We start from the raw sequence: 25,906 nt of genomic DNA, 5'->3' as shown, positions 1-25,906 counted from the left end.
TGACAGCTCGCCGGCGTTGACCAGCCGGAAGGCCGCCCGGCTGCACGTAAAGTGGACCGCATGCGCACACGGCCCACGTTGAGCTGGACGGCGACCGGTGCGCCGTTGCCGCGCACGACCAGCCTGGACGAGGTGGTGCGGGTGGTCGCGGGCGGACGGGTCGTGGTGCTCAGCGGCGCGGGGCTGTCCACCGAATCCGGCATCCCGGACTACCGCGGCGCGTCGGGCAGCCTGCGCAAGCACACCCCGATGACCTACGACGAGTTCGTCGGCAGCGTCGAGGGCAGGCGCCGGTACTGGGCGCGCAGCCACCTCGGCTGGCGGACCATCGCCCGCGCCGCCCCGAACACCGGCCACCACGCCGTGGCCGAGTTGCACGCCCGCGGCTACGTGTCCGGCGTGATCACGCAGAACGTCGACGGCCTGCACCAGGCCGCCGGCACGCCGGACGTGGTCGACCTGCACGGCAGCCTCGACCGCGTGATCTGCCTGGACTGCCGCACGGTCAGCGCCCGCGAAGACCTCGACCGCAGGTTCCGCGCCGCGAACCCCGCGTTCGAGGCCACCGCGACCCGGATCAACCCCGACGGCGACGTCGACCTGCCCGATCACGAGGTCCGCTCGTTCCGGCTGGTCTCGTGCGCCGCCTGCGGTTCGGGCGTGCTGAAACCGGACGTGGTGTTCTTCGGCGAGAACGTGCCCCGGCCGCGCGTCGAGCAGTGCTACCGGCTGGTGGACTCCGCCGACGCCCTGCTGGTGCTCGGTTCCTCGCTGACCGTCATGTCCGGCCTGCGTTTCGTCCGGCACGCCGCCACCGCCGGCAAACCCGTCCTCATCGTCAACAAAGGCCAGACCAGAGGCGACGCCCACGCCACCGTCCGCGTCGACCTGCCCCTAGGCGAAGCCCTGACCACCCTGCTAGCCCGCCTGCCCCGCCCGCCCCGGCTCGCCTAGCTCCGGCGCAGCCGCAGCACGATGTCCGCGCGCGTGCCGTGCTCGCCCTCCGGACTGATCACTTCCCGCTCGACCGACTCGTCCACCTCCACCACCCACCGCTGGTCGAGTTTCAGCGACGCCAACACGTCGGCGTTGGTCGGGAACCGGTACTCCACCGGCGGGTTGTGCCGCTGGAAGGACGCCCACTCGGCGTGCCCCACGACCAACAACACACCACCGGCCGCCACCGCCTCGGCGGCACGCGCCAGAATTCCCTCCCGCTCACCCTCCGCGGCGACCGACGAGTGCAGGAACTGCGCCGACACCAAGTCGAACGAACCGGCCGGGAACGAACGCGCCAGATCATGCCGCTGCCAGTCGATACGTGCGGCCAACCCCACCTCAGTGGCCCGCGCCGCACCTCTCGCCAACGCGGTGGTGGACACGTCGACCGCCGTCACCATCCAACCCCGCTCGGCCAACCACAACGCATCCCCACCTTCACCGCACCCGAGATCCAGCGCCGTGCCCGGCTCCAGATGCGCGACCTCCCGCACCAGCAACTCGTTGGCCTTGCCGGTCCAGACCCGGTCGCGATCCCGGTAGAACGTCTCCCAAAACTCCTCAGTAGCAGTCATACCCAGATCCTCCAGCCATCCACCGAACACCAGCAATAAACGTTGCCAATTTGGCAACCCCAAAGCCCACCGATAACGTTTCCGCTGGTCCACGGACTGGAGCCCGGAGCCTCCGGTCACCCAACCGGGTGATCATCACCTGACAACCTAGAAAAACGCTGTTATAAATCCCCTCAAACGTCGGTTGAAACAACGAGGACCGCGCGACCAACCCCAACCCCATCCCACCCGCAGTCAGGCCCACCCAGCCCGCCCCACCCAAGCCGTGCCGACTGCCGCCCCCGCCCGCCCCTGCCCTGCCCTGCCCCGACCTGCGCCCCGGCCCGACCTGCCCTGGCCCGGCCTGCCCTGCCCCGCGTCCCGCCCTGCCGTGCCCGCCCTGCCGCTGTCCGATCCGCCGCTGCCCGGTGCAACCAGCCGGTGGGTAAGTGCGTACTTGTGGTGACCGCAGGACATCGGGGGAGGGCAACGGGTGGGACGCGAGGACGAGTTCTCCGAGTTCTTCGCGAGCCGGTTCGATCAGGCTCGGCGCACGGCGTACGCGCTGTGCGGTGATTGGGTGAGGCGGAGGAGATTGCGCAGAACGCGTTCGTCCGCATGTACGTGCACTGGCCGAAGGTGCGTCGGGAGACCGCGGAAGCGTATCTGCGGACCGTGGTGACCAGGCTGTTCCTCGATTCACGGCGGCGTGGCAGGTGGCGCGAGCAGGCCGTTGCGGCGCCACCGGAGTCCGCGGTCGAGGCGGACACGTCGGGCGCGGACGAACGGCCGCCGTTGCTGGCTGCGTTGCAGCACGTGGCGCCCCGGCAGCGGGCGGTGCTGGTGTTGCGGTTCGTGCATGACCTGTCGGTGGAGCAGGTGGCGGAGGCGCTGCGGTGTTCGACGGGGACGGTCAAGAGCCAGACGGCCAGAGGCTTGCAGACGCTCCGCGAGGCCTATCGCGGCGCGATGACCCGGGGGAGTGCGTGATGTGGGAGAACGAGCGGGAGTTGAACGAGCGGGAGTTGGGCGGCGTGCTGCGGTCCGAAGTGGACGGACCGGCGCCTGCGGTGCGGACGGATCTCGCGGACGTGTTGCGGCGTGGCCGCCGTCGGCTGCTGGTGCGTCGGGCCGGCGCTGCGGCGGGCGTGCTGGCGGTGGTCGGCGTGGTCGGGTTCGGCACGGCCGCGTTGAGCAGCCTTGCCGGACCGGACCACTCGTCATCCGCTGGGGGCGACGGGCCGCTGGTCACGATGTCACCGGCGACCGTCGGTCCCGAGTGGACGGCCGTGAACCAGCCGCCGCGCATCCCCTACGGCACGTTCACCCCCGCGTGGACCGCGCCACCGCCGGAAGGCCGGGAGATCCTGGCGATCCCGCAGTGCGACTCGGGCACCGGCAGCCGGTTCACCACGTGGAACTCGCCGCGCCCGCCCATGCCCGTGCTGAACGCGTGGGGGCTCGCCGTGGCGCAGGTCGCGTCGCCCGCGAGGGTGAGCGAGCTGAACACACGCACCATCCCGGCCAACAAGGACAAGCACCCCGACTCGGTCGACGGGCACGTCCAGTGGATCGACGTCACCGACGAGCACGGCACCGGCAGCGTGGACCTGAAGGCCGGCTACACCACCCTCGACCCGGTCGCGGCGGCCGACGACGAGGCGTTCGTGGAGGGCAACTGCGCCCCGCCGCGCAGGCTGGTCCGCCCGGACGGGACGGTTCTCCAGTTCTACCCGGTGCGGGTGAGCGAACCGTTCCAGTCGCTGGCCCGGGTGCTGCGCGTCTACACACCGACGGGCGAGACCTACGCGATCACGGTGGTGAACTACGGCAGCCCCGACTTCGAGTTCCGGGAACGCGATGCGTCCTTCAACCGCACCGGCGCGGGACGCGAGACCCTGCCGCTGACCGAGGAACAGCTGACCAGGATCGCCCTGGCCGTCGCCGACGCCACCTGATCCACACTCCGAGGTAAAAATGTCGTTGTGTAGTCGGCAAGTTAACTCGATCGTGTAACCGCCTATCGCTCGAAAGAGTCGCAGGAGTGCGGGTTCTACGCTGCCCTTCCGATATCGGGATCACACCGACCGCTACCGCGTGCCGGGTGTCTCCATGGGAAGAGTCGCGTGACTGGTTACCTCGAACTCGCCGCGTCCGCGGTGCTGTACGCGTTGGGCATCGTCGCCCAGTCGGTCGCCTCCCAGCGCGCCGACGAAGGCGGCGGCGGGTTGGGCCTGCTCGCCCGGCTCCTGCGCGACCGGCTCTACCTGTCGGGTTTCGCCGGGCAGGTCGGCGGGTTCGCGCTGGCCTTCCTCGCCCGCGCCGAACTCCCGCTCTACCTCGTGCAGGCCGGCTCGTCGTGCGCGGTCGGGTTGGCCACCCTGTTCGGCATGGCGGTGCTCGGCTGGCGGGTCCGGGCGGTCGAGATCGTGGTGCTCCTGGTGATGGCGACGGGGCTGGTGCTGCTCGTCGCCGCCGCCACGCCGTCGGCCGCGCACGACGTGCCGCAAGGGCTCGGCATCGTCCTGTTCGGACTCCCGCTGGTCGCGCTCGTGCTGATCCAACGCCTGGTCGGCGGCGCGGTGCCGCTGGCAGCGTCGGCGGGCCTGGCGTTCGCCGTGGTCGCCATGACCAGCCGCACGCTCGCCGACGAACCGCTGCTCACGCTCCCGCTGTACCCGTTGGCGTGGGTGATGGTCGTGGCCGCGCTCGTCGGCCAGTCCTACCTCGCCCTGGCACTGCGCCGCGGCTCGGCCACCTCGACCGTCGCCACCATGGACGCCACCACCGTCGTGCTCACCTCCGTCATCGGCATCGCCGCCCTCGGCGACCGGATCACGCCCGGCCGCGAGTGGTGGGTGGTGCTCGGCGTGGGCCTGGTCGTGTCCGGCGTGCTGCTGCTCGGCTACGCCGACCGGTTCACGAAGACACCCGCGCGGGTGGCCCGATGAGCACCGCCAGCGTCTCACTCGACCTGGACAACCTCTGGGCCTACCTCAAAACCCACGGCAACCCCGAGTGGGAACGCCGCCCCAGCTTCCTGCCCACCGCCGTGCCCCGCCTGCTGGAAGCCTTCGGCACGCACGGCCTCACCACGACCGTCTTCGTGGTCGGCGCGGACGTCGAACGCGAGGACGGCGCACAGGCCGTCGCCGCCATCACAAAAGCAGGGCACGAAGTCGCCAACCACTCCTACGGCCACGAACCCTGGCTGCACCGCTACTCCCGCGACCGGCTCCAAGCCGAACTCGCCCGCACCGAGGACGCCATCGTCGCCGCCGGCGCGCCACGCCCGACCGGCTTCCGCGGCCCCGGCTACAGCGTCACCCGCGACCTGCTGGAACTGCTCGCCGAACGCGGCTACCGCTACGACGCCAGCACCCTGCCCACCTGGATCGGCCCACTCGCCCGCGCCTACCACAACCGCACCGCCCCGACCGGCGGCGAACGTGACCTGTTCGGCGGCTTCTCCCGCGTCCGCGCGCCCAACGCCGCCTACCGCTGGCGCATCGGCGTCGGCATCGGCCTGGTCGAACTGCCCGTCACCACCATGCCGCTGTTGCGCGTCCCGATCCACGGCTCCTACCTGCTCCAACTGCACCAGGTCTCACCCCGCCTCGCCCGCGGCTACTTCACCACCGCGCTGCGCCTGTGCCGGGCGCGCAAAGTTCAGCCGTCGTTGCTGCTGCACCCCACGGACGTGCTCGGCGCGGCCGAGGCACCCGGCATGGAGTTCTTCCCCGGCATGGCGGTGCCCGGCGCGCGGAAAGTCGAGTTCCTGGGCTGGGTGCTCGGCGCGCTGCGCGCCCACTTCGACGTGGTCGGCACCGGCGAGCACGTCGCCCGGCTCGCAGCGGGCCTGCGCGAGCACGACACCGGACTCCTGGCGCGGTGCGGCGGATGACCTGGCCGTTGCGGGCCCTCGCGTGCGTGACGGTGTTCGCCGCGCCGCTGGAGGGCTACCTCCTCCAAGCCCACGGCCAACTGGCCAAACTACCGCCCGCGCTGCTCGCCGTCACCTGGATCGCGGTCCGGGCGCGCCAACGCCGAGCTCCCGAACCCCACCCGGTGCACGCGGTCCTCGCGTTGCTCGCCATCGTGCTGCTGGCGTCCTCGGCGCTGCACGCGAGTGGCGCGTACACGATGGAGTACGCGTTGCGCTGGCTGCCGTTCCTGCTGGTCACGGTGATCCTGGTGGACGTCGCCGCGCGCGAGGTGTCGATCCGCGCGATCCTCACGGCCGCCGTCGCGGGCGCCGTGGTGGCCGCCGTCGGCGCGCTGTACAGCCTGCTCGCGGCGGGGGAGACGCGCGCGACCGGCCCGTTGGAGGACCCGAACGACCTCGCCTACGTCCTGGTCGCGGCCCTGCCGCTGCTGGTGGCCCTGCGCCGCGGCGTCGTCATCGCCCTGGCCGCGACCATCCTCGTCGCGGGCGCGGCGGCGACGTTCTCCCGGGGCGGCGCGCTCGCCCTCACCGCCGCGCCGGCGTGGCTGCTGGCCCGCCGCGCGTTGCCGCTCAAGGCGTTGGCGATCGGGGCGGCGGCGCTCACCCTGCTCGGTGTGTCGGCCGTCCTGTTCGCCGGACCGGCGCTGGACCGGGCGTTGCGGGAGAAGACCCACATCGCCGAGACCAATGTGGACACTCGTGAACTGCGCTGGCAGGCCGCCGCCCGCATGGTCGCCGACAACCCGGTCCTCGGCGTCGGACCGGGCGGGTTCCGCGCCGAGTACCCCGCCGCCTCGCACAACGCCGAGATCGACGAGCAGAGCCCGGTGTCGCACAACATGTACCTGGAGGTGGCCGCCGAACTCGGCGTGCCGGGGTTCGCGCTGTTCGCCGCACTCCTGGTGCTCGCCGCGGTCACCAGCGAACGCGTGCTGCGCGCCACCACCGACCCGTTGCCGATCCTCGCGGTGCAGGCGGCCCTGATCGCGGTCGTGGTCGCCTCCACCTTCCTGTCCCAGCAGTACTACCTGCCGTTGTGGTCGCTGGTCGCAGTCGTGGCCGCGGCCGACCTGCGTCTGAGGAGGACGAGCGACGTTGCGTGTGCTCCACGTGATCAGTGAGATGGGGACCGGCGGCGCCGAAGCGCTGGTCGCCGGGATGGCCCGGTCCGGCGGGCAGTTCGGCTGGCAGTCGGCCGTGGCCAGCGGTGGCGGGCACCGGGCCGAGGCGTTGCGCGCGCTCGGCGTGCCGACGTTCACCGTGCCGGTGGCGCAGCGCAAGGCCGCCGGCGTGTTGCGCGCGACCACGGCCACCAAAGCCGCCATCCGCAGCTTCCAGCCGGAGGTCGTGCTGGCGCACAACGTGTCGGCCAGCCTGGTCGCACGGCTGGCCGTGCTGCCCCGCCGACTGCCGCTGCTGACCGTGTTCCACGGTGTGGCCGAAACCGACTACACCGGCGCGGCCCGCATCCTCAAACACACCTCGCGCACGGTCGTCGCGGTCGCCGACGTCACGGCCGACCGGCTGCGCGCCGCGGGCGTCCCCGACCCGGTGGTGATACCCAACGCCGTGTTCCCGCAACCCGAACGGGTGGACCGGGAAGCGGTCCGCGCGGTGCACGGCGTCGCCCCGGACGTGCCGGTCGCGCTGTGCCCGGCCCGGCTGGAACCGCAGAAGCGGCACGACGTGCTGCTGGAAGCGTGGGCGAAGCTGGACGGCGAGGCGGTGCTGTGGCTGGCGGGCGACGGCAGCCGCCGCGACACGCTGCGCCTGCGTGCCGCCGAACTCGGCATCGAGGACCGGGTCCGGTTCCTGGGCAACCGCTGCGACGTGCCCGACCTGCTGGCCGCCGCCGACGTCACCGTGCTGACCAGCGACTGGGAGGGCATGCCGATCGCGGTGCTCGAATCGCTGGCCGCCGGACGCCCGGTGATCGCGACCGATGTGGACGGTGTGCGCCAGGCGCTGGCCGGTGGCGGCGGCGTCACCGTGCCGCGCCGTGACCCGGCCGCGACGGCGGACGCGTTGCGGTCCCTGCTGTTCAACGCTCACGCCCGCACCGAACTGGGCGAGGCCGGACGTGCGTCGGTCCAGCGTGAGCACGACCCGCGCCTGCTGATGCGGTCCTACGACGAACTCCTGCGCACCGCGATCGGAGGATCATGAAGCGTCCACTGCTGATCAGTCTCGGTGTCGCGCTGCTGGTCGCCTTGGCGGTGTTGATCGCCGTCGAGGTGGGCGGCGAGGAGCACGAGAGCCGCGTCGGGCTGCTCGCGGTGGCGACGGCGGGCGATCCTGCCCAGCTTGGTCAGGCACAGTACGGCGAGGTCGTGGCGTTGGCGCTGCCCGCGCTGGTGGAGGTGTCGCGCAGTCCGTCCGTGCTGCGGGGCCCGGCCGAGGAGCTCGGCACCACGATCGACGACCTGGCCCGCCGTGTGTCGGTGGAACTGGTGCCGGCCTCAGGGCTGGCCCGGTTGTCGGTGCGCGCGCCGACCGCCGACCAGGCCGCGCAGGCCGCGACGCGGATCGCGCAGGCCGTGGTGGACGCCGACCTGCTCACGCCGGCCGCCCGGCTCCGCATACTGGACCGACCCGAGACCACGCGGATCGCGCCGGACCGGCCGTTGGCGTCCGGCCTGGCCCTGGTCGCCGGGGTGATCGCGGGTCTGGCCGCCTACGCGGTCGGCCACCTGCGCCGGACCCGCCCCGGTGACCAGGTGCGGGCCGCTCTGACCGCCGGTGGTGTGCGGCACCCGGTCGCGGTGTTGCCCGACGACGACCCCGGCTTGGCACAGCGGCTGACGGTGCTGTGCGAGGCGTCGGCACGGCCGGCGCGGGTCGTGGCGGTGGTGCCGGAGTTGACCGAACGCGCCGAGGCGTTGGCGGCCGAGCTGCCGGACAAGACCGGTGAGCCCGGTGACGGTGACGCGGTGATCGCGGTCGTCCGAGCCGGCGGCGGGCGGCACGAGGAGCTGGCGACTGTGGTGGGCGCGCTGCCGGTTTCGGCGACGGTGGTGGCGGTGGTGTTGTGCTGAGCGGGAAGGTGCGTTCGTTTTTCGTCGACGGTCGGGTGTCCGGGAAGTCGCTCGGGAAGCCGCTCGGGAAGCCGCTCGGGAAGACAGCGCGATTCGTTGTCGTTGTGGTGGGGCTGGTCGGGGTTGTGGGGGCGTGGCGGGCGTTGCGGCCGTCGTGGGAGGTGCCGCTCCCGACGTCGGCGAACCTGCCCGAGGAGCGGATGCAGGACTTCCGGGACGCGCTGTACTTCCCGATCCGCGAGTTCCTGGCCGGCGGCAACCCGTACCACCCGGCGACGATGTTCGAGCACTGGCCGGTGCGGCAGAACTTCAACCTCTACCAGCCGTACCACCTGCTGCTGCACGCGCCGTTCGCGCTGCCGGGGTACCGGGTGGGCGCGGTGGCGTTCGCGTTGGCGTCGTTGGTGCTGCTGGTCGCGCTGGCGGTGTTGGCGGCGGGTCGGCTGCGGCAGCACGTGCCGGTGGTGCTCGGCACGGCGGTGAGCGCGACTTTGCTGGTGCTCAGCCAAGTGGGCAAGGCCCAGCTGTACATCGGGCAGGTGAATCCGCTGATCGCGGTCGGGGCGGCGGGTGCGTTGCTGGCGCGGCGGGACTCGCCGAAGTGGGCGGCGTTCGCGTTGGCGTTGGCGTGGCTCAAGCCGCAGTTCGGTCTGCCGCTGGCGTTCCTGCTGTTCGTGCGCGGGTCACGGCGGGTCGCGGTGACCGGGACGGCGGTCGCGGCGGTGGCGAGTCTGGTCGTCTTGGTGCCGTTGATCGTGCGTAGTGGCGGGGTCGGGCCGTTCCTGGACGTCATCGCGGCGAACCTGGCGCACGCCAGTCAGACCTCGTACGGCGCGGTGGATTCGCTGACGGCGCAGCGAATCGATCTCGCGGCGGTGTTCTACCGGGCCACGAGGTGGATCGCATTCGGCGCGGAGCCGTTGGTGTTGGTCGGGGTGCTGGCGGTGAGCGCGGTGCTCGTGCGGCGGCTGGACCGGTTCGGTCAGCCCGCGTTGGCGGATCTGTTGACGTGCATGGCCGTCGTGGTGGCGGTCGTGCACCAGCCCGGTGACGTGTTGATCGCCGTGCCGTCGATGGCGGCGGTGGCGGTCGTGTGGTGGCGGCATCGGCGGGAGCGTGGCTGGCGGCTCGTGGGGCTGTCGGTGTTGCTGATGGCGGTTCCCTTCGCGCACCTCCACTTCGTCAGCGTCGCGATCCGGGGGTTGCTGGGTTCGCGGGTGGACGTGACGGTCGACGGGGTGGCGGTCGTGGTGGCGTGGCTGCTGGTGATGGGTTTCGCGGTCAACCGCCGTTGCTCGGACGTCGGCACGGTGCGGGCGTGACACCTGTCGGTCAGCGGGCCGTGCGGGGTTCGCTGTGGCTGTTCCTGGTCAACCTGGTCGGCAAGGGCAGCCAGATGGCCGTCACGCTGGTGCTGGCCGCCTTCCTCACCGAGGAGGGGCTGGGGCTGGTGGCGCTGGCGGTGGCGCTGGTGAACATCGGCCAGGTCGTCCAGTCGATGGGCGTGTACGACGTGGTCAGCAGGACGGACCGGGACCCGCGCCGGGTGGCGGGCACGCTGCTCATCCTCAGCGTGGGCGTGGGAGTGGTGCTGGCGGTCGGGTTGGTGCTGGCGGCCGACGGGATCGCGCGGGCGCTGGACGCTCCTTCGGTGGCGTCGCTGGTGCGGCTGGCGGCGGTGAGCCTGCCGTTCTCGGCGGTGGCCGGGGTGCAGATGGGGTTGCTGCACCGGGAGCTGGACTTCCGCCGGCGGTTGGTGCCCGACGCGGGTGGTGCGGTGCTCGGCGCGGTGGTGACGATCGTGCTCGCGGTGGGTGGGGCCGGGCCGTACTCGCTGGTGATCGGGCTGCTGTGCACGGCCGTCGCGCAACCCGTGTTGGGTGTGGTGGTCGGGGTGTGGGTGCGGCCGGTGTGGGACGTGGACGCGGCGGCCGAGGCGTTGCGGTGGATCGCGGTGGTGGGGCCGGGTGCGCTGGTGGCCGTGCTGCTGATCAACCTGGACTACTTGGCGATCTCGCGGGTGCACGGGCCGGAGGCGGTCGGCGTGTACTCGTTGGCGTACCGGATCGCCTGGGTGCCGTACATCCTGGTCGCGGTGGTGCTCGGCGGCGTGGTTCTCCCGTTGTGCGCCAAGCTGATCCGGGAGGGGCAAGGGCTGTCCGATGTGGTCGGGCGGTTCACGTCGGCGGTGCTGGTGGTGACCGGTGGGTTGTACGCGGTGACGGCGGCGTTGGCCGATCGGGTGGTGGTGTTCGGCGCGCGGTGGGCGGAGGCGGCGGTGCCGTTGACTCTGCTGTGCCTGTACGGCTTGGGGATCAGCCTGCTGCACCTGTGGTACCAGGTGCTGAAGGGGGCCGGGCACGCCCGCCGTTACCTGGCGTTGGAGGCGACTCACCTGGCGTTGTTGGTCGGCGGGTTGTTGGTGTTCACCCGGCACGGGGTGGTGGCGGTCGCGTTGGTGCAGGTCGTGGCGGCGTGGCTGGTGGTGCCGTGCACGTGGTGTGCGTTGGTCCGGCGGGGGATCGGGCCGCCGTTGAGGTTGCTGGCGAAGGGGATTGCCGGGGTGGTCTTGGCGGCAGGGGGTTGTGCGGCGGTGGCGCATTTAGTTGGTGACGTGTTCGGGCCGCCCGGTTCCGTGGTGGGTGCGCTGGGTGAAGGGGGCGTGTTGGCGGTGGTGTGCGGCGTGGTCGTGCTGGCTGCGAACCGGAAGGCGTGGCTTCGATGAAGGTCGTGCACGTGAGCCAGCCCGTGGAGGCCGGGGTGGCGGCGGTGGTGTTGGAGTTGGCCGAGGCGCAACGGGAACTCGGGTGGTCGGTAGCCGTGGTGTGTCCGCCGGGGTCGCTCGCCGAACGGGCGCGTGGGGTGGGTGTCGAGGTGCGTGAGTGGTCTGCCCGTCGGCAACCTGGGGTGGGGACGGTGGGGGAGGCGCTGCGGCTTCGGCGGATTCTGCGGGATCTCGCGCCGGATGTCGTGCACCTGCACAGTTCCAAGGCCGGGCTGGTCGGGCGGGTGGTGGTGCGGGGGCGGCGGCCGACGTTGTTCCAGCCGCACATGTGGTCGTTCCAGAGCGCTGCCGGGGTGGTGGGGCGTGCGTCTCGGGCTTGGGAGCGGGTGGGGTCGCGGTGGACGCACCAGTTGGTGTGTGTGAGCGACGACGAACTGGCGGTGGGGCGGGCAGCCGGTGTCCGTGGACCTGCGGAAGTGGTGTGCAACGGCGTGGACGTCGAGCGGTTCCGGCCTGGTGATCGGGTCGCGGCGCGGCGGCGGTTGGGGCTGCCGGATGTGCCCACGGCGGTGTGCGTTGGTCGGCTTGCGCTGCTCAAGGGGCAGGACCAGTTGCTTGCGGCGTGGCCGGAGGTGCGGGGGCGGGTGCCTGATGCGCGGCTGGTGCTGGTAGGTGACGGACCGATGGGTCCGCAGTGGCGGGCGGCTTGTGACGACGAGTCCGTGCGGTGGTGGGGGCATGACGACTCGGTCGCCGACTTCTACGCCGCCGCCGATGTGGTGGTGATGCCGTCGCGGGCGGAGGGGATGGCGTTGGTGCCGTTGGAGGCGATGGCGAGCGGGCGGTCTGTGGTGGCGTTCGATGTCGGCGGGGCGCGGCAGAGTGTTGGTGAGGGTGGTGTGGTGCTGCCGGTCGGTGACGTCGGGGCGTTGGCGGGGGCGGTGGCGTTGCGGCTGGCTGATTCGGTGTTGGCGGATGAGGAGGGGGCGCGCGGTCGGCGGCGGGTGGAGTTGCTGTTCGACCGGCGGCAGGTGGCCGACCAGGTCGCGACGTTGGTGGACAAGCTCGTGGTGGGTCTTCGGTGAGTGGGTCGTCGGTGACTGGGTGTTCGGTGAGTGGGTTTGTGGGAGGCGGCAGGCGTTTGCGGGTCGCGTATCTGCTGACGCAGGACAGCGGGGGGCCGGTGGACGTCACTGTGCGGCTCGCGCGGGCTCTGCTTGCGTCCGGGGAAGTGGATGTGCGGGTGTTCGGGCCGGTGCCGCGTCGGGGGGCGGAGGAGTTGGGGGTGCACCACGAGATCGTGGACGTTGGTGACAAGACGGACTTGCGGGCTGGGCGGCGGGCGCGGGTGGCGGTGCGGGCGTGGCGGCCGGATGTGGTGCACGCGCAGGATCGGCGGGCCGGGTTGGTCAGCGCTGGTTTGCGGTGGCGGCACAAGGTGATCCAGACCTACCACGGTGTGCCGGACGATGTGGGGGAGGCGTGGTTCCGAGGGGTGCCGCAGGCTGTCCCGCCTTCTGCTTACACGCGGGTCGTGTTGGCTGCGGATGCCGTGGTGGCGCGTGCCGTGCATCGGACGGTGGTGCCTGCGTGGGCGATGGGTCGGTTTTTGTCGACTCGGCTGCGGGTGCCGGGGGCTCGGTTGACGCATATCGACAACTGCGTGGAGCCCGCGCACGTGCAGCTGCCGGTTGGGCCGGTGCGGCGGCTGGTGTTCGTCGGGTTGTTGGTGGAGCGCAAGGGGTTGGCGACGCTGCTGGCGGCGTTGGCCCGGCCGGGGGTGATGCCGGCGGACGCCACGTTGACCGTGGTCGGTGACGGTCCGGAGCGGATGAGGGCGGAAGAGTTGGCCCGCGGGTTGGGCGGACGGGTGACGTTTCTGGGGTTCCGGGCTGATGTGCCGGATGTGTTGCGGCACCACGATGCGCTCGTGCTGCCGTCCATGATGGAGCAGCAGCCGTTGGTGGTGGCCGAGGCGATGGTGGCGGGTAAGCCGGTGGTGGCCACGGACACCGGTGGGGTGGCAGACATGCTGGGGTATTCGGATTCGGATTCGGGTTCACCGGGAGCGGGTTCTTCGGGCTTGGGTGGCGTGGACTTGCTGGCCGCGCCGGGTGACGTCGATCAGTTGGCGGCGCGGCTGCGCGCGTTGTTCGCCGACCCCGATCCGGCCCGGACCGGCCGCCTGCTCGCCGAACGGGCGCGGGAGAGGTTCGCGCCGCACGTGTGCGCGCGGCGCCACCTCGCCCTCTACCGCGAGCTCATGAGGTGGGAGTCGGCGGCGTAGTGGTCGTCGTCAGGGTTTTGGTCGTGGTGGCCGTTGGCTGGGTTGTCGGCTGGGTTGTCGGCTGGGGCTCGGGTGGCTGAGTTGTGGTCGGCTGAGTTGTTGCGGGCTGGGTTGTTGCGGGTTGGGTTGGGGTCGGCTGTGTGGTGGTCGGTCCGGTGGTCGAGGTGGTGGTCGGTGGGGTTGCCGTGGTGGTGCTTGTGGGCTTGACCAGGATCACGGCGTCGCCTGCGGGCAGGTCGATGGTGGTCGGTGTGGCGGCGCCGTCATCGATGTCGACCAATCCCGGTGGCGGGGTCACCTGCGTCGTCTTGCCGGTCGGGTTCACCGCCACGTAGCCGCCGGTGAACCGTCGGTCCCATGCGCCGGACAGCAGGCGGTTCGCGGCCTCGGTCGCCTCGCCCAGTCCGGCGTCCTGGTAGCGGGACCAGTCCGGGTTGCGGTAGTCCTTGGTGGTCGCGCCGGACCAGCACGTGTACGGGCTGGCCAGCAGCGCTGCGGTGGCGTAGCCGACGCGTTCTTCCCGGGGGTCCTTGGTGTGGGTGATCAGCAGCAGCCAGGACTCGCCGAGCGCGGCCTGTGACCGCAGCTCCTTCCACTCGTTGCCCTTGAAGGTGAGCAGTTCGCCCGTGCCGGACTCGTGGAGGCTGAAGTTCTCCTCCATCGCGCCGTCGTAGCGGGAGTGCGCCGACCACCGGCCGGGGGTCAGGTGCGATTCGGACACGTTCGGGATGAGTATCTTCCCGGCTCGGCGCAGGGCGTCGCCCGCGACGGTGAGGAACGTGTCCATGCCGTCGCGGATGATCCGGTCGGACTCGGCCGCGTCCGCGGCGCCCTTGATCACGGACGACGAGTAGTACTTGAGGGAGTTGAAGTCGTTGTCCGCGAGTACGCCGTCCCAGCCCTCGCGCAGCACCTCGGCGGTGACCGCGTCGCTCCAGGCCTTCTGGTACGCCGGGTCCCACACGGTCATCTGCCAGTGCTTCGGGTAGGTCTTCCACTCGATGCGCTTGCCCCCGGTGTCCTCCGCGAACCAGTGCGGGCTCTCGCGCTGCGCCTTGAAGTAGCCGATGCCGGTGGGCAGGAACGGCGAGTCCACCTCGCCGTCGACCGCGCCGGGGTAGTTGCGCGCGCTGGAGAAGTCCTTGTAGACGAGCACCTTGATCTGCGGGTTGAGCTGCTTGAGCCGGCGCATGGCGGCCGTCTCGGTCGCGTTGAGCACCACCAGGCTGTAGTGCTTCGCGGCGAACGTGATGTCCGCCGCGGTGGGTGGCTCGCCGATGCCGTACCACCAGCCGCACGGCGCGAATGGCCGCGGCAGTGGGGCGAGCGGGTCCGGGGGTGTCGCCTTGCCCGACGCCGCGTCCAGGGTGCACCCGGTGCTCGGCAGCAGCATCGCGGCGGCGCACAGCAGGCCGAGTAAGCGGCTGCCGAGTTCATGGATGGAGCGGCGGTTCAGCGATTCCTTCGGCACAGCAGCTCACCCACCGTCTGCAACAGGATTTTCACGTCCAGCCACAACGACCAGTTGGCTATGTAGTAGTTGTCGTACCGGGACCTGTCGACAATTGAGGTATCACCTCGCAGTCCGTGTACCTGCGCGAGTCCGGTCAGGCCCGTGGGCACCCGGTGCCGGGCCCAGTATAGCTCGTGGATAGCCGAGAATTCACGCACGAAACCCGGCCGTTCGGGGCGTGGTCCGACGATGGACATGTCGCCCCGGAGGATGTTCCACAACTGCGGTAGTTCGTCCAGGGAACTGTTGCGCAGGAATCGTCCCACTGGTCCGACCCGGCGATCCCCGGCCACCGACCAGGTGACTTGGGAATCGTCCTCGCCGAGCATTCTCACGCTGCGCAGTTTGTAGAGCACGAACGGCTGGTCGTCCATCCCGACCCGGACCTGGCGGAAGATCACCGGCCGGCCGCTCTCCAGCAGCACAGCCAGCGCGCACAGCGCGATCACCGGCGAGAGTACGACCAGCGCGACGGCGGCCAGCAGCACGTCCATGGCCCGCTTGACCCACCAGCTCGGCCTGCTGGTCGGCGCGGTGCCCAGGCGCATCAGCGGGTAGCTGCGCAGCCGTTCGATATCGGGTCCGTCCTGGTAGAGCTCGAACATCCGGGGCACCACCAGGGTGGTGCAGCCCAGCCGGTGCGCGGTGATGGCCGAGTCGACCACCGACGACTCGCGGGCGTGGGAGAACGCCAGCACGACCGTGCCGACACCCAATCGTGTGATCGCGTCGGCCAGGTCCTCGTCCATCAGGTCCACCGGGAGGGCGGCGCGGGCGAGCGCGGACCGGAGGTCCTGCGGGGGCTGGGGGTCGATGAACCCGACCGGGCGCAGCCCGAACTCGGGGTGCGCCAGCATCGCGCCGGCCAGGTCGACCCCGACCTTCCCGGCGCCGACCACGATCGTGCGGTCGCAGCGGTGGAACCGGCGGCGGCACCAGCGGCCGAAGGCGAACACGGCGAGCCGGGCCGGTTCGCTCAGCGCGGCGAAGGCCAGTACCGACCACTGGGCGGCCCGGGCCGGGCCCGGTGGCGCGTCGCCGATCAGTCCGACCAGTGTGACCAGGGCGAACGCCACCGCCGTCGCGCCCGCGGAGCGTGGCAGGTCGTGGAACCAGGACAGCCACAGCCGGCGCCGGTAGAGCCGGCACGCGCCCCGCACGCCCAGCAGCGCCGCCGCCACCACCGCCGTCCACCGCCCGCCCGGCGAGAACCGGGTGACCACCGCGACCACCGCGGTCACGTCCACCGCGACCAGCAGCACCGCCACCGCGTTCACCCGCCGGAGCAGGTCCGACCACGACGCCTCCCGCGGTCTCGGGTGCCGCCACCGCGACACCGGGGGCGAGGTGGTCGCCGAACCCACCCCGTTCACCTCGGACCGCCATTGCCAGGGCCCGAGTGCGTCCCGTCCACGCCACACCACATCCGGACGACGTCCTTCCCACCACGAACTCAACTATCGGTCCACCCGTTCGAGACCACACGAACGGGAATCTCTGCTCACTCGGTGTGCATCAAGCGTCGATCTTCGGCGTTAATTCACTCTTTCGGTGAACACTATTCCCCTTTCCGGTGATCGCGGTTCCTGTTCTCCGCGCGAATTCGCCCTGCCGTGCGACGAGATACCGCGGGGTGGTCGAGTCCAGTGTCGGTGCGGAGGCGAATAATTGTGGACCGCCATCCGTCATCCAGTGAAATGGGGCCCTTTGAGCGTCGATGAAGGCGGCCTGCGCACCGCGTCGGAAGAGGGCGGACCGGCCTTTTCCGGCAGCAAGCGCACACACGCCAGAGCCCACGTCGTGCTTCCCGCCTACAACGAGGCCGTCTCGCTGCCGCCGCTGCTGAGCCGGCTCGCGCAGGTCGCGCGCACCGAGCGGCTCACCGCCTGGGTAGTGGACGACGGGTCGTCCGACGGCACCGCCGAGGTCGTCGCGGCCGGCGTGCCGGGGCTCGACCTCCGGCTGGTCAGCCACCCGGTGAACCTCGGCCTCGGCCAAGCCGTCCAATCCGGACTGCGGGCCGTGCTGGCCGAGGCCGGGGAGGAGGACGTCGTCGTCGTGATGGACGCCGACGACACCCACGACCCGGCCCTGATCCACGTGCTGGAGGAGGAGATCGCGGCGGGCGCCGACGTGGTGATCTGCTCCCGGTTCGTCAACGGCGGCGACGACGCGACCGCGCCCGCGTTGCGCCGGCTGCTGTCGCGCGGCGCGGCGGTGCTGTTCCGCCGCGTGCTGCGGGTGGCCGGCGTCCGCGACTTCACCAGCGGCTTCCGCGCCTACCGGGTGAGCCTGCTGACCCGGGCCGCGGGCCACTGGGGCGAGCGGCTGATCGAGGAACGCGGGTTCGCGTGCATGGTCGAGCTGCTGCTCAAGCTGCGGCACTGCCGGCCGGTGGTCACCGAGGTGCCGCTGACCCTGCGCTACGACCGCAAACGGGGGCCGAGCAAGATCCGGATCGCGCGCACCGTCGGCCAGTACCTGAAGCTGCTGGTCCGCGACCGGCTCTCGCCCGCGCCGTACCGGGCGCTGTGATGCGGCGCCCGTCGGAGGGAAGCGTGGACCACGGGCACGTGGTGGTGGTCGGCGGCGGGATCTGCGGCCTGGCCACCGCCCACCGGCTGACGCGCGCCGGCGCGCGGGTGACGCTGCTGGAGGGCAGCGACCAGCTGGGCGGGCTCGGCACGTTCTTCCCGTGGCGCGACCGCTGGGTCGAGCGCTTCTACCACTGCGTGATGCCCACCGACGACCACCTGCTGGGCCTGCTGGCCGAGCTGGGGCTGCGCGATTCGATCACCTGGCGCCGCACCCGGATGGGCATGGTGGTGGACGGCCGGAGCTTCCCGTTCAACACGGCCCTGGACCTGCTCAGGTTCACCCCGCTGGCTGTGGCCGACCGGCTGCGGTTCGGCGCGGTCTCGGTGCTGCTGCGCCGGTTGGGGCGGGGCCGGGACCTCGACGGCACGCGCACCGAGGACTGGTTGCGCGGGCTCTACGGCGACCGGGTGTGGGAGCTGCTGCTCGCGCCGCTGTTCGGGGCGAAGTTCGGGGCGCGCTTCGGCGACGTGCCCGCGCTGTACCTGTGGCAGCGCCTGGGGCGTGAGGGAGCCGTGTCGGTGCGCGGGTATCCGGAGGGCGGCTACCGGGCCGTCATCGACGCGCTGAGGACGTCGATCGAGGCCGGCGGCGGGGTGGTGCGGCTGGACGCCCCGGTGCGGCGGATCGGGGTGGCCGACGGCGTGCGGATCCAGCTGGACGACGAGGTGGTGTCGGCGGACCGCGTGGTGTCGACGCTGCCGCTGCCGTTGCTGCGGCAGCTCGCGGACGACGACCTGGCCGGCCGGCTGCCCGAGGTGCGGCTGCCGTACCAGGGCGTGGTGAACGCGCTGTTCTTCCTGCGCCGGCCGCTGTCCGGGCACTACTGGACGCCCGTGGTGCGGTCGGGCACCGAGTTCGACGGGCTGGTCCAGATGACGCCGCTGGCGGGCGTGGAGCCCTACGACGGGCGGCACCTGGTCTACGCGATGCGGTACACCGACCGGGAATCCGCGCTGTTCCAGGAGGACGACGCGGCGGTCGCGGCGCGGTGGACCGCGCAGTTGTTGGCGCTGCACCCGTCGTTGAGCCGGGAGGACGTGGAGGACGTGCGGGTGTTCAAGGCGCCGTTCGTGGAGCCGGTGTACCCGTTGGGGTACCTGGCCCTGCGCCCGCCCGTGGTGGTCACCGGCACGCCGTTGCTGCTGGCGACCACGGCGCACGTCTACCCGGACGTCACGAGCTGGAATTCGAGTGTGGGACTCGCGCGGCGGGTCGTCGCGACGCTGGCGGGGGCACCACAACCCGTTCCGGGCTGAGCCCCACCCCCGACTGGACGTGCACCGGCTCGCCGCGGACCAGTTGCCGCAGCGCGGCGGCGATCCGGGCCGACGGCGAGCCGGTCCCGTACGGCGACGGGATGTGCTCCAGGCGTTCCCGGTGGCCGGCCACGTCGTCCAACCACCGCGACACCTCCGCACTCATCCCCGGACCGGGTGGGACGAGGGTGCCGAAGGTGCCCTCGATCTCCGGGCGCTCGGTGCTGCGGCGCACCACGACCACCGGCCGTTTGAGCACGCTGACCTCCTCCTGGATGCCGCCGGAGTCGGACACGACCACGGCGGCGCCGCGGGCCAGCGCCAGGAACGCCGGGTACGCCTGGGGTTCGACCACCCTGAGCGGGCGCAGCAGGGCGGTCAGGCCGAAGCCGTCCACGCGCTTGGCCGTGCGCGGGTGCAGTGGGAGGACCACCGGCAGCGGCAGCCGGTTCAGCTCGCGCAGGATCGTCTCCAGGGTGGCCGGGTCGTCCACGTTCTCCGGCCGGTGGATGGTGGCCAGCACGTAACCGTCGCGTTCGAGTCGGTGCGCGGCCAGCACGACGGCCTCCTCGTCCCGTCCGGGCAGGGCGGTGACGAGGGCTTCCACGACCGTGTTGCCGGTGATCGCGATCCGTTCCTCGGGGACGCTCTCGGCGAGCAGGTTGGTGCGGTTGAGCGGGGTCGGCGCGCAGCACAGGTCGGCGAGGTGGTCGATGGCCACCCGGTTGTGCTCCTCCGGCATCGCCCGGTCGAAGCTGCGCAGGCCCGCTTCGACGTGCACCAGCGGCACGTCGTTGGCGTTGGCGGCCAACGCGCCGGCGAGCGCGGAGGTCGTGTCGCCCTGCACGATCACCGCCCGCGTCGGGTGTCGGGCCAGCACGTCGTCCACCGCCGCGACGGCCGCGCCGAGTTGCTCGCCGCGCCGTCCACCGCCCACGGCCAGCTCGTGGAACCGGCCCGGAGCGCCGATGTCCTGCCGGATTCGGTGGTACATGGCGGTGTCGTAGTGCTGTCCGGTGTAGACGACGGTCGCGTTCGCCCCGATCAGGCGGATCAGCGGAGCCAGTTTGATCAGCTCCGGCCTGGTGCCGCACACCATCGTGACGGCGCCGAGAGCTCCCTTGTCGATCGGACCCACCTCCAGTCGCGGCTGACGCGCACCCGTGCGCGATCGCGGTGAAGGTTAGGGCCCACGGCGGCCGTTTTCCCTTGTGTCTCAGTCGATCGAGTGAACTTGACTGGCGTTGGACCGGAGATGGGGGTTGTGTCAGTAGTTTTGCGTGTGGATCACTTTGACAATCGGACGGACTGAGGACAATGGTTCGAAGGTACGCTGCCCTGTTCACCACGACGGTGCTCGTGGCGGTGTCCCCGTGGCAGTCGCACGCGCAGGCCACGGGGACGGTGCTGTTGCCCGATCTGCGGCAGGCGGCTGTGGGGTGCGTGGGTAGTTACTCCGGCAACCCGTCGTGGTGCGTCGACTGGGACGTGTGCCTGGTCGTCGATCCGTCCGGGGCGAACGGCGAGTGCGTGGAGAAGGGGCCGGCCGGTGCGGTGCGGCTGAGGTTCGCCACATCGGCGGAGAACATCGGCGACGGACCGTTGCTGATCTACGGCCGGCGGGAGCACCTCGGCCGGCACGAGATGTCGGCGCGGCAGGCGCTGCAGTCCGCTGTGGACGGTTCGATCCCCGCGTCGTACGAGCAGGCGCAGCACGGGATCCCGGCGACGATGTACTACGAGCCGGCCGCGACGCACGAGCACTGGCACCTGCTGGGCTTCGAGCACTTCCAACTTCGCACCCCGTCGGGTGACACGCTGGTCACCGACCGGAAGACAGGCTTCTGCCTGGGCGACCGCTACGAGACGGGCGACCGCCTGCCGAACCGGCCGGGCAACGGGGACAGCCCGGAGGAGGAGTTGGCGGACGTGCTGGCGAGGAACCAGTGCGGCCGCCACGCGCCGGAGGCGTTGACCGCGGTGCAGGGCATCTCGGTCGGGTACGGGGACGCCTACCTGCACACGGTGGACTTCCAGTGGCTGGACATCACGACCGTGCCGTCGGGGGTGTACGACGTGGTGAACATCGTCAACGGCGACCGGTCGCTGATGGAGAAGTCGTACACCAACAACGCCTCGTCCATGGCGATCTCGGTGCAGTGGCCGGACGGGGCCGCCCACGCGCCCGCGGAGATCATCGACCCGCCGCACGTGCGGCTGCTGCGGAACTGCCCGGGCCAGGAAGGCTGCGCCGCCGGCCTCCGCTGACCCCGGTGCCGCGGCCCGCTCGGAGGCGGTTTGATCGTGGTGTCCCGGGGGAACTCGATGGCGTCCGGACCGGTGACTCGAAGGGCGGGGCCATGTCGCTGTCCACCGAGCACCGTGTTCTGGCGGGTCGTTACCAGCTGGCGGGCAAGCTCGGCACGGGCGGGATGGCCGAGGTCCACCGGGGGTGGGACGTGCTGCTCCGGCGGTTCGTCGCGGTCAAGCTGTCCCAGTTCCGAGGCGATTCGGTCGGCGGCAGCCGGTTCGACAACGAGATCCGCACGCTGGCCCGGCTGTCGCACCCCGGCGTCGTCTCCGTCTACGACGCGGGCACCTGCGGCCGGACGTCGTTCGTGGTGTTGCAGCTGGTCGAAGGCCCGTCGCTGCGTGCTCGGCTGACCGACGGCGTGCTGTCGCCCGCACAGGTCCGCGTTCTCGGCCACCGGCTCGCCGACACCCTCGCCCACGTGCACGAACACGGTGTCGTGCACCGGGACGTGAAGCCGTCGAACATCCTGCTCGACGAGACCGACACCGCCTACCTCGCCGATTTCGGCTTGGCCCACTCGCTCGGCTCGGCCAGGCTCACCAATACCAGGCAGATCGTCGGCACCGCCTCCTACCTGGCCCCGGAGCAGGTGCGCGGTGAGGAGGTCGGCCCGGCTGCGGACGTGTACGCGCTCGGCCTGGTGCTGCTGGAGTGCCTGACCGGGTACCGCGAGTACCAGGGCAAACGGGTCGAGGCCGCCGTCGCCCGGCTGCACCGGCCGCCCGAGATCCCGCGTGACCTGCCCGCCGACCTGGGCCGCCTGCTGGCGTTGATGACCTCGCTGTCCGTCCGTCGCCGCCCGACGGCCGCGCGGTGTGCCGAGATGCTGCGCTCCGGCCGGATCTCCGGCGTGCTGCCTGACGAACTGCTCTGCGGTGGCGGCGCACAGCACGCAGGAGCGGGCGACACCCTCCGCTACCGCGACTAGCCGCGCCTGCACGACACCGACGTCAGAGGGTGTCCAGGAACTTCTCCACCGCGTCGGTGAACTCCTCCGGCCGTTCGAGGTTCGGCAGGTGGGCCGCGCCGGGGATCACGGCGAGCGTCGAGCCGGGGATGGTGGAGTGCATCCGCCGGGCCACGTCGACCGGCGTGAAGTCGTCGTCCTCGCCGACCACCACCAGCGCGGGCACGGTGGCGCGGGACAGGGAGTCGCGGTAGTCCGGCCGTTCCGCCCGTCCGCGCAGGGCCGCGGCGGCGCCTTCCGGCGACGTGCCGTGCATCATCCGCAGCACGTGGGCGGCCACGTCGGGGAGGGCCCGGACGTTGCGCGGGGCGATCATCCGGTCCAGCACCTCGTCCGCGTAAGGTCCCATGCCTTCGCTGAGCGCGCGCTCGGCCGCCGCGTAGCGGGCTTCACGGCCGGCCGGGGTCTCGGCCTCGGGGAAGGTGTCCGCGAGGATCAGGGCGCGGACGCGCTCCGGGTGCGCGCGGTGCAATTCCATGACGATCTGGCCGCCCATGGACAGCCCGCACAGCACCACCCGGTCCAGGTCCAGGCGGTCCAGCAGGCCGATCAGGTCGTCGGCGAACGCGCTCAGCGGCGTCGTGCCCGGCACGACCGTCGTTCCACCATATCCACGCAGGTCAGGGGCGATGACGCGGTACCGGGAGCTGAGGTGTTCGACCTGTGGCCGCCACATCGAGCGGTCGAACGGGTGGCCGTGCACGAGCACCACCGGGAGCCCGGCACCCTTGTCGTCGTAGGCGATGTCGATGTCGTTCACGCGCATGCGTCCCCCGTAATCGTTGACGTCCGAAGCGTAGGAACGCGACGATCCTCGGTGCAATGAAAACAATGCTCTCGGTGCAATGTGGGGTGCGCGTGCCGGACTACCGGGTGATCGCCGACCGGATCGCTGCCGATATCGCGGCCGGGCGGCTCAAGCCGGGTGACCGCCTCCCGCCGCAACGGCGGTTCGCCCGCAGACACGGCATCGCCGGATCGACGGCGGCGCGTGTCTACGGCGAGCTGGTCCGGCGCGGCGTCGCGGTGGGGGAGGTCGGGCGCGGGACGTTCGTGCGCGCCGCACGTCCACCGGACGAGCCCGCGTTGGCCGAACCGGGTGGGGCGCGGGTGGACCTGGAGCTGAACTTCTGCGTGCTGCCCGACCAGCCGGCGTTGCTGGCACCGGGGCTCGACCGGCTGGTCCGCGACGGGCTGGGTGACGCGCTCACGCCGATCGGTGTCCGCGGCACGGCCGAGGCGCGTGATGCCGTGGCGCGGATGTCGGCCCGGGGCGGGTGGGCGCCGGACCCGCGGCGGATCCTGTTCACCGGCAACGGCAGGCAGGCGATCGCGGCGGCGGTGTCGGCGTTGGTGCCGGTCGGCGGGCGGCTCGGCGTGGAGGCCGTCACCTACCCGGTGGTGAAGGCGATCGCGACCAGGTTGGGCGTCACGCTGGTGCCGTTGCCGGTGGACGATGCGGGCGTGCTGCCGCGGGCGATCCGGGCCGCCGACGTGCGGGTGGTCTACCTCCAGCCGACGCTGCACAACCCGCTCGGCACCACCATGCCCGAACGGCGTCGGGCCGAACTCGCCGACACCGTGCGGGAACTGGACGTCCAGGTGGTCGAGGACGGCATCTACGCGTTCCTGGGGCCCGACCTGCCGCCGCTCGCGCCCGAACGCACGACCGTGGTGGACAGCCTGTCCAAGCGCCTCGCGCCCGGCCTGACGGTCGGGTTCGCCGTGCCGCCCGAGCACCTGGTCGACCGGGTCGCCGCCGCCGCGCGCTCAGGCGGGTGGGCGGCGGGCCACTTCGCGATCGCGGCGGCCACCGGCTGGCTCACCGACGGCACGGTCCAGTCCATTGTGGACCGCAAGCGCGCGTTGGCGCTGGAGCGGCAGCAGCTCGTCCGCGACCGGCTGGCCGGGTTCGACATCCGCGGCGATCCCGGCTCCTACCACTGCTGGTGGCGGCTGCCGGAGCGGTGGCGGGCGGAGACGTTCGTGGCCGCGGCCGGGCGTCGGGGCATCGCCGTCACGCCCGCCGCCGCGTTCGCGGTCGTGCCGGGCCACGCCCCGAACGCCGTCCGCCTCGCCCTCGCCTCCGCGCCCACCCCGACGTTGACCGCCGCACTGGACGTGCTCGCCGCCCTGGCCGCCGGCAGCCCGGAGGACGAGCCCGTCGACTGACGCCGTTGACGCAACCGGACGGTTGCCATACTGTGGCAACCGTCCGGTTGCTACTTGTTGGAGGCAGGCAATGGGTTTTCCCGACCGCATCGAGCGGACCATGGAACTCGCGCACCCGCCGGTGAAGGTGTGGGCCGCGCTCACCACCGCCGAGGGTCTGGGCGCCTGGTTCGGCAACGAGGCGACCATCGACCTGCGTCCGGGCGGGGAGGCCCGGATGAAGTGGACCGACGGACCCGAGGTCCAGCTGCGGGTGGAACGGGTGGAGGAGCCGACGGTGTTCGGGTTCACCTGGCACATCTACGGGCTGCCCGAGGACGATCCGCGCCGCACCTACGTCGAGTTCACGCTCGAACCGGTCGGCGCGGGCACGCGGCTGAAGGTGGTCGAGTCCGGCTTCGCCCAGCTGCCGGAGAACTGCTACGGCAAGGCGTTCGAGGCCAACACCCAGGGCTGGATGAGCGAGCTGGGAGAACTGGTCGACTACCTCGATGCCGCCTGATATCGAGGCCATCGCCGAACAGGTCTTCGCGGCCCTGGCCGATCCGACCCGACGCGCCATCCTTGCCGCGCTGGCGTCCGGGGGGCCGGCCACGGCCACGGACCTGGCCGATCGGCTTCCGATCACGCGCCAGGCGATCGCGAAACACCTCGCCCTACTGGCGGAGGTCGGCCTGGTGACGGCCGAACCGGGGGAGCGGCGCCGGGTGCGGTACCGGCTGCGTTCCGCGCCGATGCGGGTGGCCCAGCAGTTCCTGGCCGCGCTGGCCCGCGACTGGGACGGCCCGCTCGACGCCTTGAAGGACCACCTCGACCGCACCGCCGGCGGAACCCACGAAAGCTGAGGACACCACGATGAAGACGCCCTTGATCGTCAAGCCGCGGGAGTGGCACGCGGCGCACGAGCGGCTGCTCGTGAAGGAGAAGGAGCTGACCCGCGCCCGGGACGCGCTGGCCGCGGAACGTCGGCGGATGCCGTGGCTGGAGGTGGAGCAGGAGTACGCGTTCGACGGACCCGGAGGACGGGTGAGCCTGCTCGACCTGTTCGAGGGTCGCCGTCAGCTGATCATCTACCGCGCCTTCTTCGAGCCCGGCGTGTTCGGCTGGCCCGACCACGCGTGCCGCGGCTGTTCCATGGTGGCCGACCAGGTCGCCCACGTCGCCCACTTGAACGCGCGCGACACCACCCTCGCCTTCGCCTCACGCGCGCCGCAGCCGGACATCCAGCGGGTGAAGGCGCGGATGGGCTGGACGATGCCCTGGTACACCGTGACCGACGGGTTCGACGCCGACTTCGGCGTGGACGAGTGGCACGGCACCAACGCGTTCATCCGCGACGGCGACCGCGTGTTCCGCACCTACTTCATCAACCGCCGCGGCGACGAGGCGATGGGGGGCACCTGGAGTTACCTCGACATGACCGCGCTCGGCCGGCAGGAGGCGTGGGAGGACTCGCCCGAGGGCTACCCCCAGACCAAGCCGTACGAGTGGTGGAACTGGCACGACGAGTACAGCGACGCCGAGGTGGCGGAGGCGCGGG

At 71.6% G+C, this 25,906-nt stretch carries 23 protein-coding genes and 2 pseudogenes; 20 read left to right on the top strand and 5 right to left on the bottom strand.

Annotated elements, in window-relative coordinates; translation table 11 throughout:
• The first annotated feature begins 60 nt into the window (after nt 1–60).
• Nucleotides 61–954, top strand: a complete 894-nt coding sequence (locus tag ALI22I_RS44315) for an NAD-dependent protein deacetylase (RefSeq protein ID WP_077012065.1) — start codon at nt 61–63, stop codon at nt 952–954.
• Here ALI22I_RS44315 and ALI22I_RS44310 read toward each other — a convergent pair.
• Nucleotides 951–1,574, bottom strand: coding sequence for an SAM-dependent methyltransferase (locus ALI22I_RS44310; protein WP_077011553.1), 624 nt, complete (start codon nt 1,572–1,574; stop codon nt 951–953). The two genes, ALI22I_RS44315 and ALI22I_RS44310, sit on opposite strands and share 4 nt — an antisense overlap.
• Before the next feature lie 472 nt (nt 1,575–2,046).
• On the opposite strand from ALI22I_RS44310, the pseudogene ALI22I_RS44305 reads away from it, so the two are divergent.
• From ALI22I_RS44305 to ALI22I_RS44255, 11 genes and pseudogenes are all read left to right on the top strand, one after another.
• Nucleotides 2,047–2,543, top strand: a pseudogene (locus ALI22I_RS44305) (SigE family RNA polymerase sigma factor).
• A complete protein-coding gene (locus tag ALI22I_RS44300; protein WP_143532760.1) occupies nt 2,543–3,511 on the top strand; it encodes a hypothetical protein in 969 nt (322 codons plus the stop codon). The pseudogene ALI22I_RS44305 and the gene ALI22I_RS44300 overlap by 1 nt, the downstream one beginning before the upstream one ends.
• A 168-nt stretch (nt 3,512–3,679) precedes the next feature.
• A complete protein-coding gene (locus ALI22I_RS44295) occupies nt 3,680–4,504 on the top strand; it encodes a hypothetical protein (RefSeq protein WP_077011551.1) in 825 nt (274 codons plus the stop codon).
• The gene (locus ALI22I_RS44290; protein WP_077011550.1) at nt 4,501–5,457 is read left to right on the top strand and encodes a polysaccharide deacetylase family protein; all 957 of its coding nucleotides are present in this window, start codon (nt 4,501–4,503) and stop codon (nt 5,455–5,457) included. The genes ALI22I_RS44295 and ALI22I_RS44290 overlap by 4 nt, the downstream gene beginning before the upstream one ends.
• Nucleotides 5,454–6,620, top strand: coding sequence for an O-antigen ligase family protein (locus tag ALI22I_RS44285; RefSeq protein ID WP_077012064.1), 1,167 nt, complete (start codon nt 5,454–5,456; stop codon nt 6,618–6,620). Before ALI22I_RS44290 ends, ALI22I_RS44285 begins: the two co-directional genes overlap by 4 nt.
• On the top strand, nt 6,610–7,665 hold the full coding sequence (locus ALI22I_RS44280; RefSeq protein WP_238598888.1) for a glycosyltransferase: 1,056 nt from the start codon (nt 6,610–6,612) through the stop codon (nt 7,663–7,665). Before ALI22I_RS44285 ends, ALI22I_RS44280 begins: the two co-directional genes overlap by 11 nt.
• Nucleotides 7,662–8,534, top strand: a complete 873-nt coding sequence (locus ALI22I_RS44275; RefSeq protein ID WP_077011549.1) for a hypothetical protein — start codon at nt 7,662–7,664, stop codon at nt 8,532–8,534. The genes ALI22I_RS44280 and ALI22I_RS44275 overlap by 4 nt, the downstream gene beginning before the upstream one ends.
• Before the next feature lie 104 nt (nt 8,535–8,638).
• On the top strand, nt 8,639–9,856 hold the full coding sequence (locus ALI22I_RS44270; protein ID WP_238598887.1) for a glycosyltransferase 87 family protein: 1,218 nt from the start codon (nt 8,639–8,641) through the stop codon (nt 9,854–9,856).
• A complete protein-coding gene (locus ALI22I_RS54955; protein ID WP_274523053.1) occupies nt 9,853–11,259 on the top strand; it encodes an oligosaccharide flippase family protein in 1,407 nt (468 codons plus the stop codon). Before ALI22I_RS44270 ends, ALI22I_RS54955 begins: the two co-directional genes overlap by 4 nt.
• A gap of 11 nt (nt 11,260–11,270) precedes the next feature.
• Nucleotides 11,271–12,344 (top strand): glycosyltransferase family 4 protein, encoded by a 1,074-nt coding sequence (locus ALI22I_RS44260; RefSeq protein WP_238598886.1) that lies wholly within the window; start codon nt 11,271–11,273, stop codon nt 12,342–12,344.
• A 98-nt stretch (nt 12,345–12,442) separates the two neighbouring features.
• Nucleotides 12,443–13,546, top strand: a complete 1,104-nt coding sequence (locus ALI22I_RS44255; RefSeq protein ID WP_238598885.1) for a glycosyltransferase family 4 protein — start codon at nt 12,443–12,445, stop codon at nt 13,544–13,546.
• On the opposite strand, the gene ALI22I_RS44250 is transcribed toward ALI22I_RS44255, so the two are convergent.
• Nucleotides 13,521–15,017 (bottom strand): putative glycoside hydrolase, encoded by a 1,497-nt coding sequence (locus ALI22I_RS44250; protein WP_238598884.1) that lies wholly within the window; start codon nt 15,015–15,017, stop codon nt 13,521–13,523. The genes ALI22I_RS44255 and ALI22I_RS44250 overlap by 26 nt on opposite strands.
• Entirely contained in the window at nt 14,999–16,423 is a 1,425-nt protein-coding gene (locus ALI22I_RS44245; protein ID WP_238598883.1) for a sugar transferase, read from the bottom strand. The genes ALI22I_RS44250 and ALI22I_RS44245 overlap by 19 nt, the downstream gene beginning before the upstream one ends.
• Before the next feature lie 343 nt (nt 16,424–16,766).
• Between ALI22I_RS44245 and ALI22I_RS44240 the strand changes: the two genes are divergently transcribed.
• Entirely contained in the window at nt 16,767–17,594 is an 828-nt protein-coding gene (locus ALI22I_RS44240) for a glycosyltransferase (RefSeq protein ID WP_077011546.1), read from the top strand.
• Between the two features lie 23 nt (nt 17,595–17,617).
• A complete protein-coding gene (locus tag ALI22I_RS44235; RefSeq protein ID WP_238598882.1) occupies nt 17,618–18,913 on the top strand; it encodes an FAD-dependent oxidoreductase in 1,296 nt (431 codons plus the stop codon).
• On the opposite strand, the gene wecB is transcribed toward ALI22I_RS44235, so the two are convergent.
• On the bottom strand, nt 18,831–20,051 hold the full coding sequence (gene wecB, locus ALI22I_RS44230; protein ID WP_238598881.1) for a non-hydrolyzing UDP-N-acetylglucosamine 2-epimerase: 1,221 nt from the start codon (nt 20,049–20,051) through the stop codon (nt 18,831–18,833). The two genes, ALI22I_RS44235 and wecB, sit on opposite strands and share 83 nt — an antisense overlap.
• Nucleotides 20,052–20,230: 179 nt before the next feature.
• On the opposite strand from wecB, the gene ALI22I_RS44225 reads away from it, so the two are divergent.
• Both ALI22I_RS44225 and ALI22I_RS44220 read left to right on the top strand, forming a co-directional pair.
• On the top strand, nt 20,231–21,181 hold the full coding sequence (locus ALI22I_RS44225; RefSeq protein ID WP_077011544.1) for a lysyl oxidase family protein: 951 nt from the start codon (nt 20,231–20,233) through the stop codon (nt 21,179–21,181).
• Nucleotides 21,182–21,273: 92 nt separating this feature from the next.
• A complete protein-coding gene (locus ALI22I_RS44220; protein WP_077011543.1) occupies nt 21,274–22,155 on the top strand; it encodes a serine/threonine-protein kinase in 882 nt (293 codons plus the stop codon).
• A gap of 22 nt (nt 22,156–22,177) precedes the next feature.
• Here the strand turns inward: ALI22I_RS44220 and ALI22I_RS44215 are convergent, their stop codons facing one another.
• Nucleotides 22,178–22,960, bottom strand: a complete 783-nt coding sequence (locus ALI22I_RS44215) for an alpha/beta fold hydrolase (RefSeq protein ID WP_077011542.1) — start codon at nt 22,958–22,960, stop codon at nt 22,178–22,180.
• Between the two features lie 92 nt (nt 22,961–23,052).
• Here ALI22I_RS44215 and ALI22I_RS44210 point away from each other — a divergent pair, with 92 nt between their 5' ends.
• The 4 genes and pseudogenes from ALI22I_RS44210 to ALI22I_RS44195 all read left to right on the top strand — a co-directional run.
• Nucleotides 23,053–24,366 (top strand): aminotransferase-like domain-containing protein, encoded by a 1,314-nt coding sequence (locus ALI22I_RS44210; RefSeq protein WP_077012058.1) that lies wholly within the window; start codon nt 23,053–23,055, stop codon nt 24,364–24,366.
• 70 nt (nt 24,367–24,436) lie between these two features.
• Nucleotides 24,437–24,868, top strand: a complete 432-nt coding sequence (locus ALI22I_RS44205) for an SRPBCC domain-containing protein (RefSeq protein WP_077011541.1) — start codon at nt 24,437–24,439, stop codon at nt 24,866–24,868.
• Complete coding sequence (locus ALI22I_RS44200) at nt 24,858–25,211, top strand: ArsR/SmtB family transcription factor (RefSeq protein WP_077011540.1); 354 nt, start codon at nt 24,858–24,860, stop codon at nt 25,209–25,211. Before ALI22I_RS44205 ends, ALI22I_RS44200 begins: the two co-directional genes overlap by 11 nt.
• A gap of 10 nt (nt 25,212–25,221) precedes the next feature.
• Nucleotides 25,222–25,884, top strand: a pseudogene (locus ALI22I_RS44195) (DUF899 domain-containing protein); the annotation flags it as partial.
• Nucleotides 25,885–25,906: the final 22 nt, after the last annotated feature.

This window comes from Saccharothrix sp. ALI-22-I (assembly GCF_001984175.1).
GTDB lineage: Bacteria > Actinomycetota > Actinomycetes > Mycobacteriales > Pseudonocardiaceae > Actinosynnema.
Note: the sequence above shows the minus strand (reverse complement) of the source record. Positions and strands in the feature narration are given on the sequence as shown.

Bases quoted from the DNA above. Each gene is read 5' to 3' on its own strand.
- ALI22I_RS44290 (WP_077011550.1), top strand. From the start codon at position 4,501: ATGAGCACCGCCAGCGTCTCACTCGACCTGGACAACCTCTGGGCCTAC.
- ALI22I_RS44200 (WP_077011540.1), top strand. From the start codon at position 24,858: ATGCCGCCTGATATCGAGGCCATCGCCGAACAGGTCTTCGCGGCCCTG.
- ALI22I_RS44205 (WP_077011541.1), top strand. From the start codon at position 24,437: ATGGGTTTTCCCGACCGCATCGAGCGGACCATGGAACTCGCGCACCCG.
- ALI22I_RS44315 (WP_077012065.1), top strand. From the start codon at position 61: ATGCGCACACGGCCCACGTTGAGCTGGACGGCGACCGGTGCGCCGTTG.
- ALI22I_RS44220 (WP_077011543.1), top strand. From the start codon at position 21,274: ATGTCGCTGTCCACCGAGCACCGTGTTCTGGCGGGTCGTTACCAGCTG.
- ALI22I_RS44215 (WP_077011542.1), bottom strand. From the start codon at position 22,960: ATGCGCGTGAACGACATCGACATCGCCTACGACGACAAGGGTGCCGGG.
- ALI22I_RS44310 (WP_077011553.1), bottom strand. From the start codon at position 1,574: ATGACTGCTACTGAGGAGTTTTGGGAGACGTTCTACCGGGATCGCGAC.
- ALI22I_RS44275 (WP_077011549.1), top strand. From the start codon at position 7,662: ATGAAGCGTCCACTGCTGATCAGTCTCGGTGTCGCGCTGCTGGTCGCC.
- ALI22I_RS44285 (WP_077012064.1), top strand. From the start codon at position 5,454: ATGACCTGGCCGTTGCGGGCCCTCGCGTGCGTGACGGTGTTCGCCGCG.
- ALI22I_RS44225 (WP_077011544.1), top strand. From the start codon at position 20,231: ATGGTTCGAAGGTACGCTGCCCTGTTCACCACGACGGTGCTCGTGGCG.
- ALI22I_RS44300 (WP_143532760.1), top strand. From the start codon at position 2,543: ATGTGGGAGAACGAGCGGGAGTTGAACGAGCGGGAGTTGGGCGGCGTG.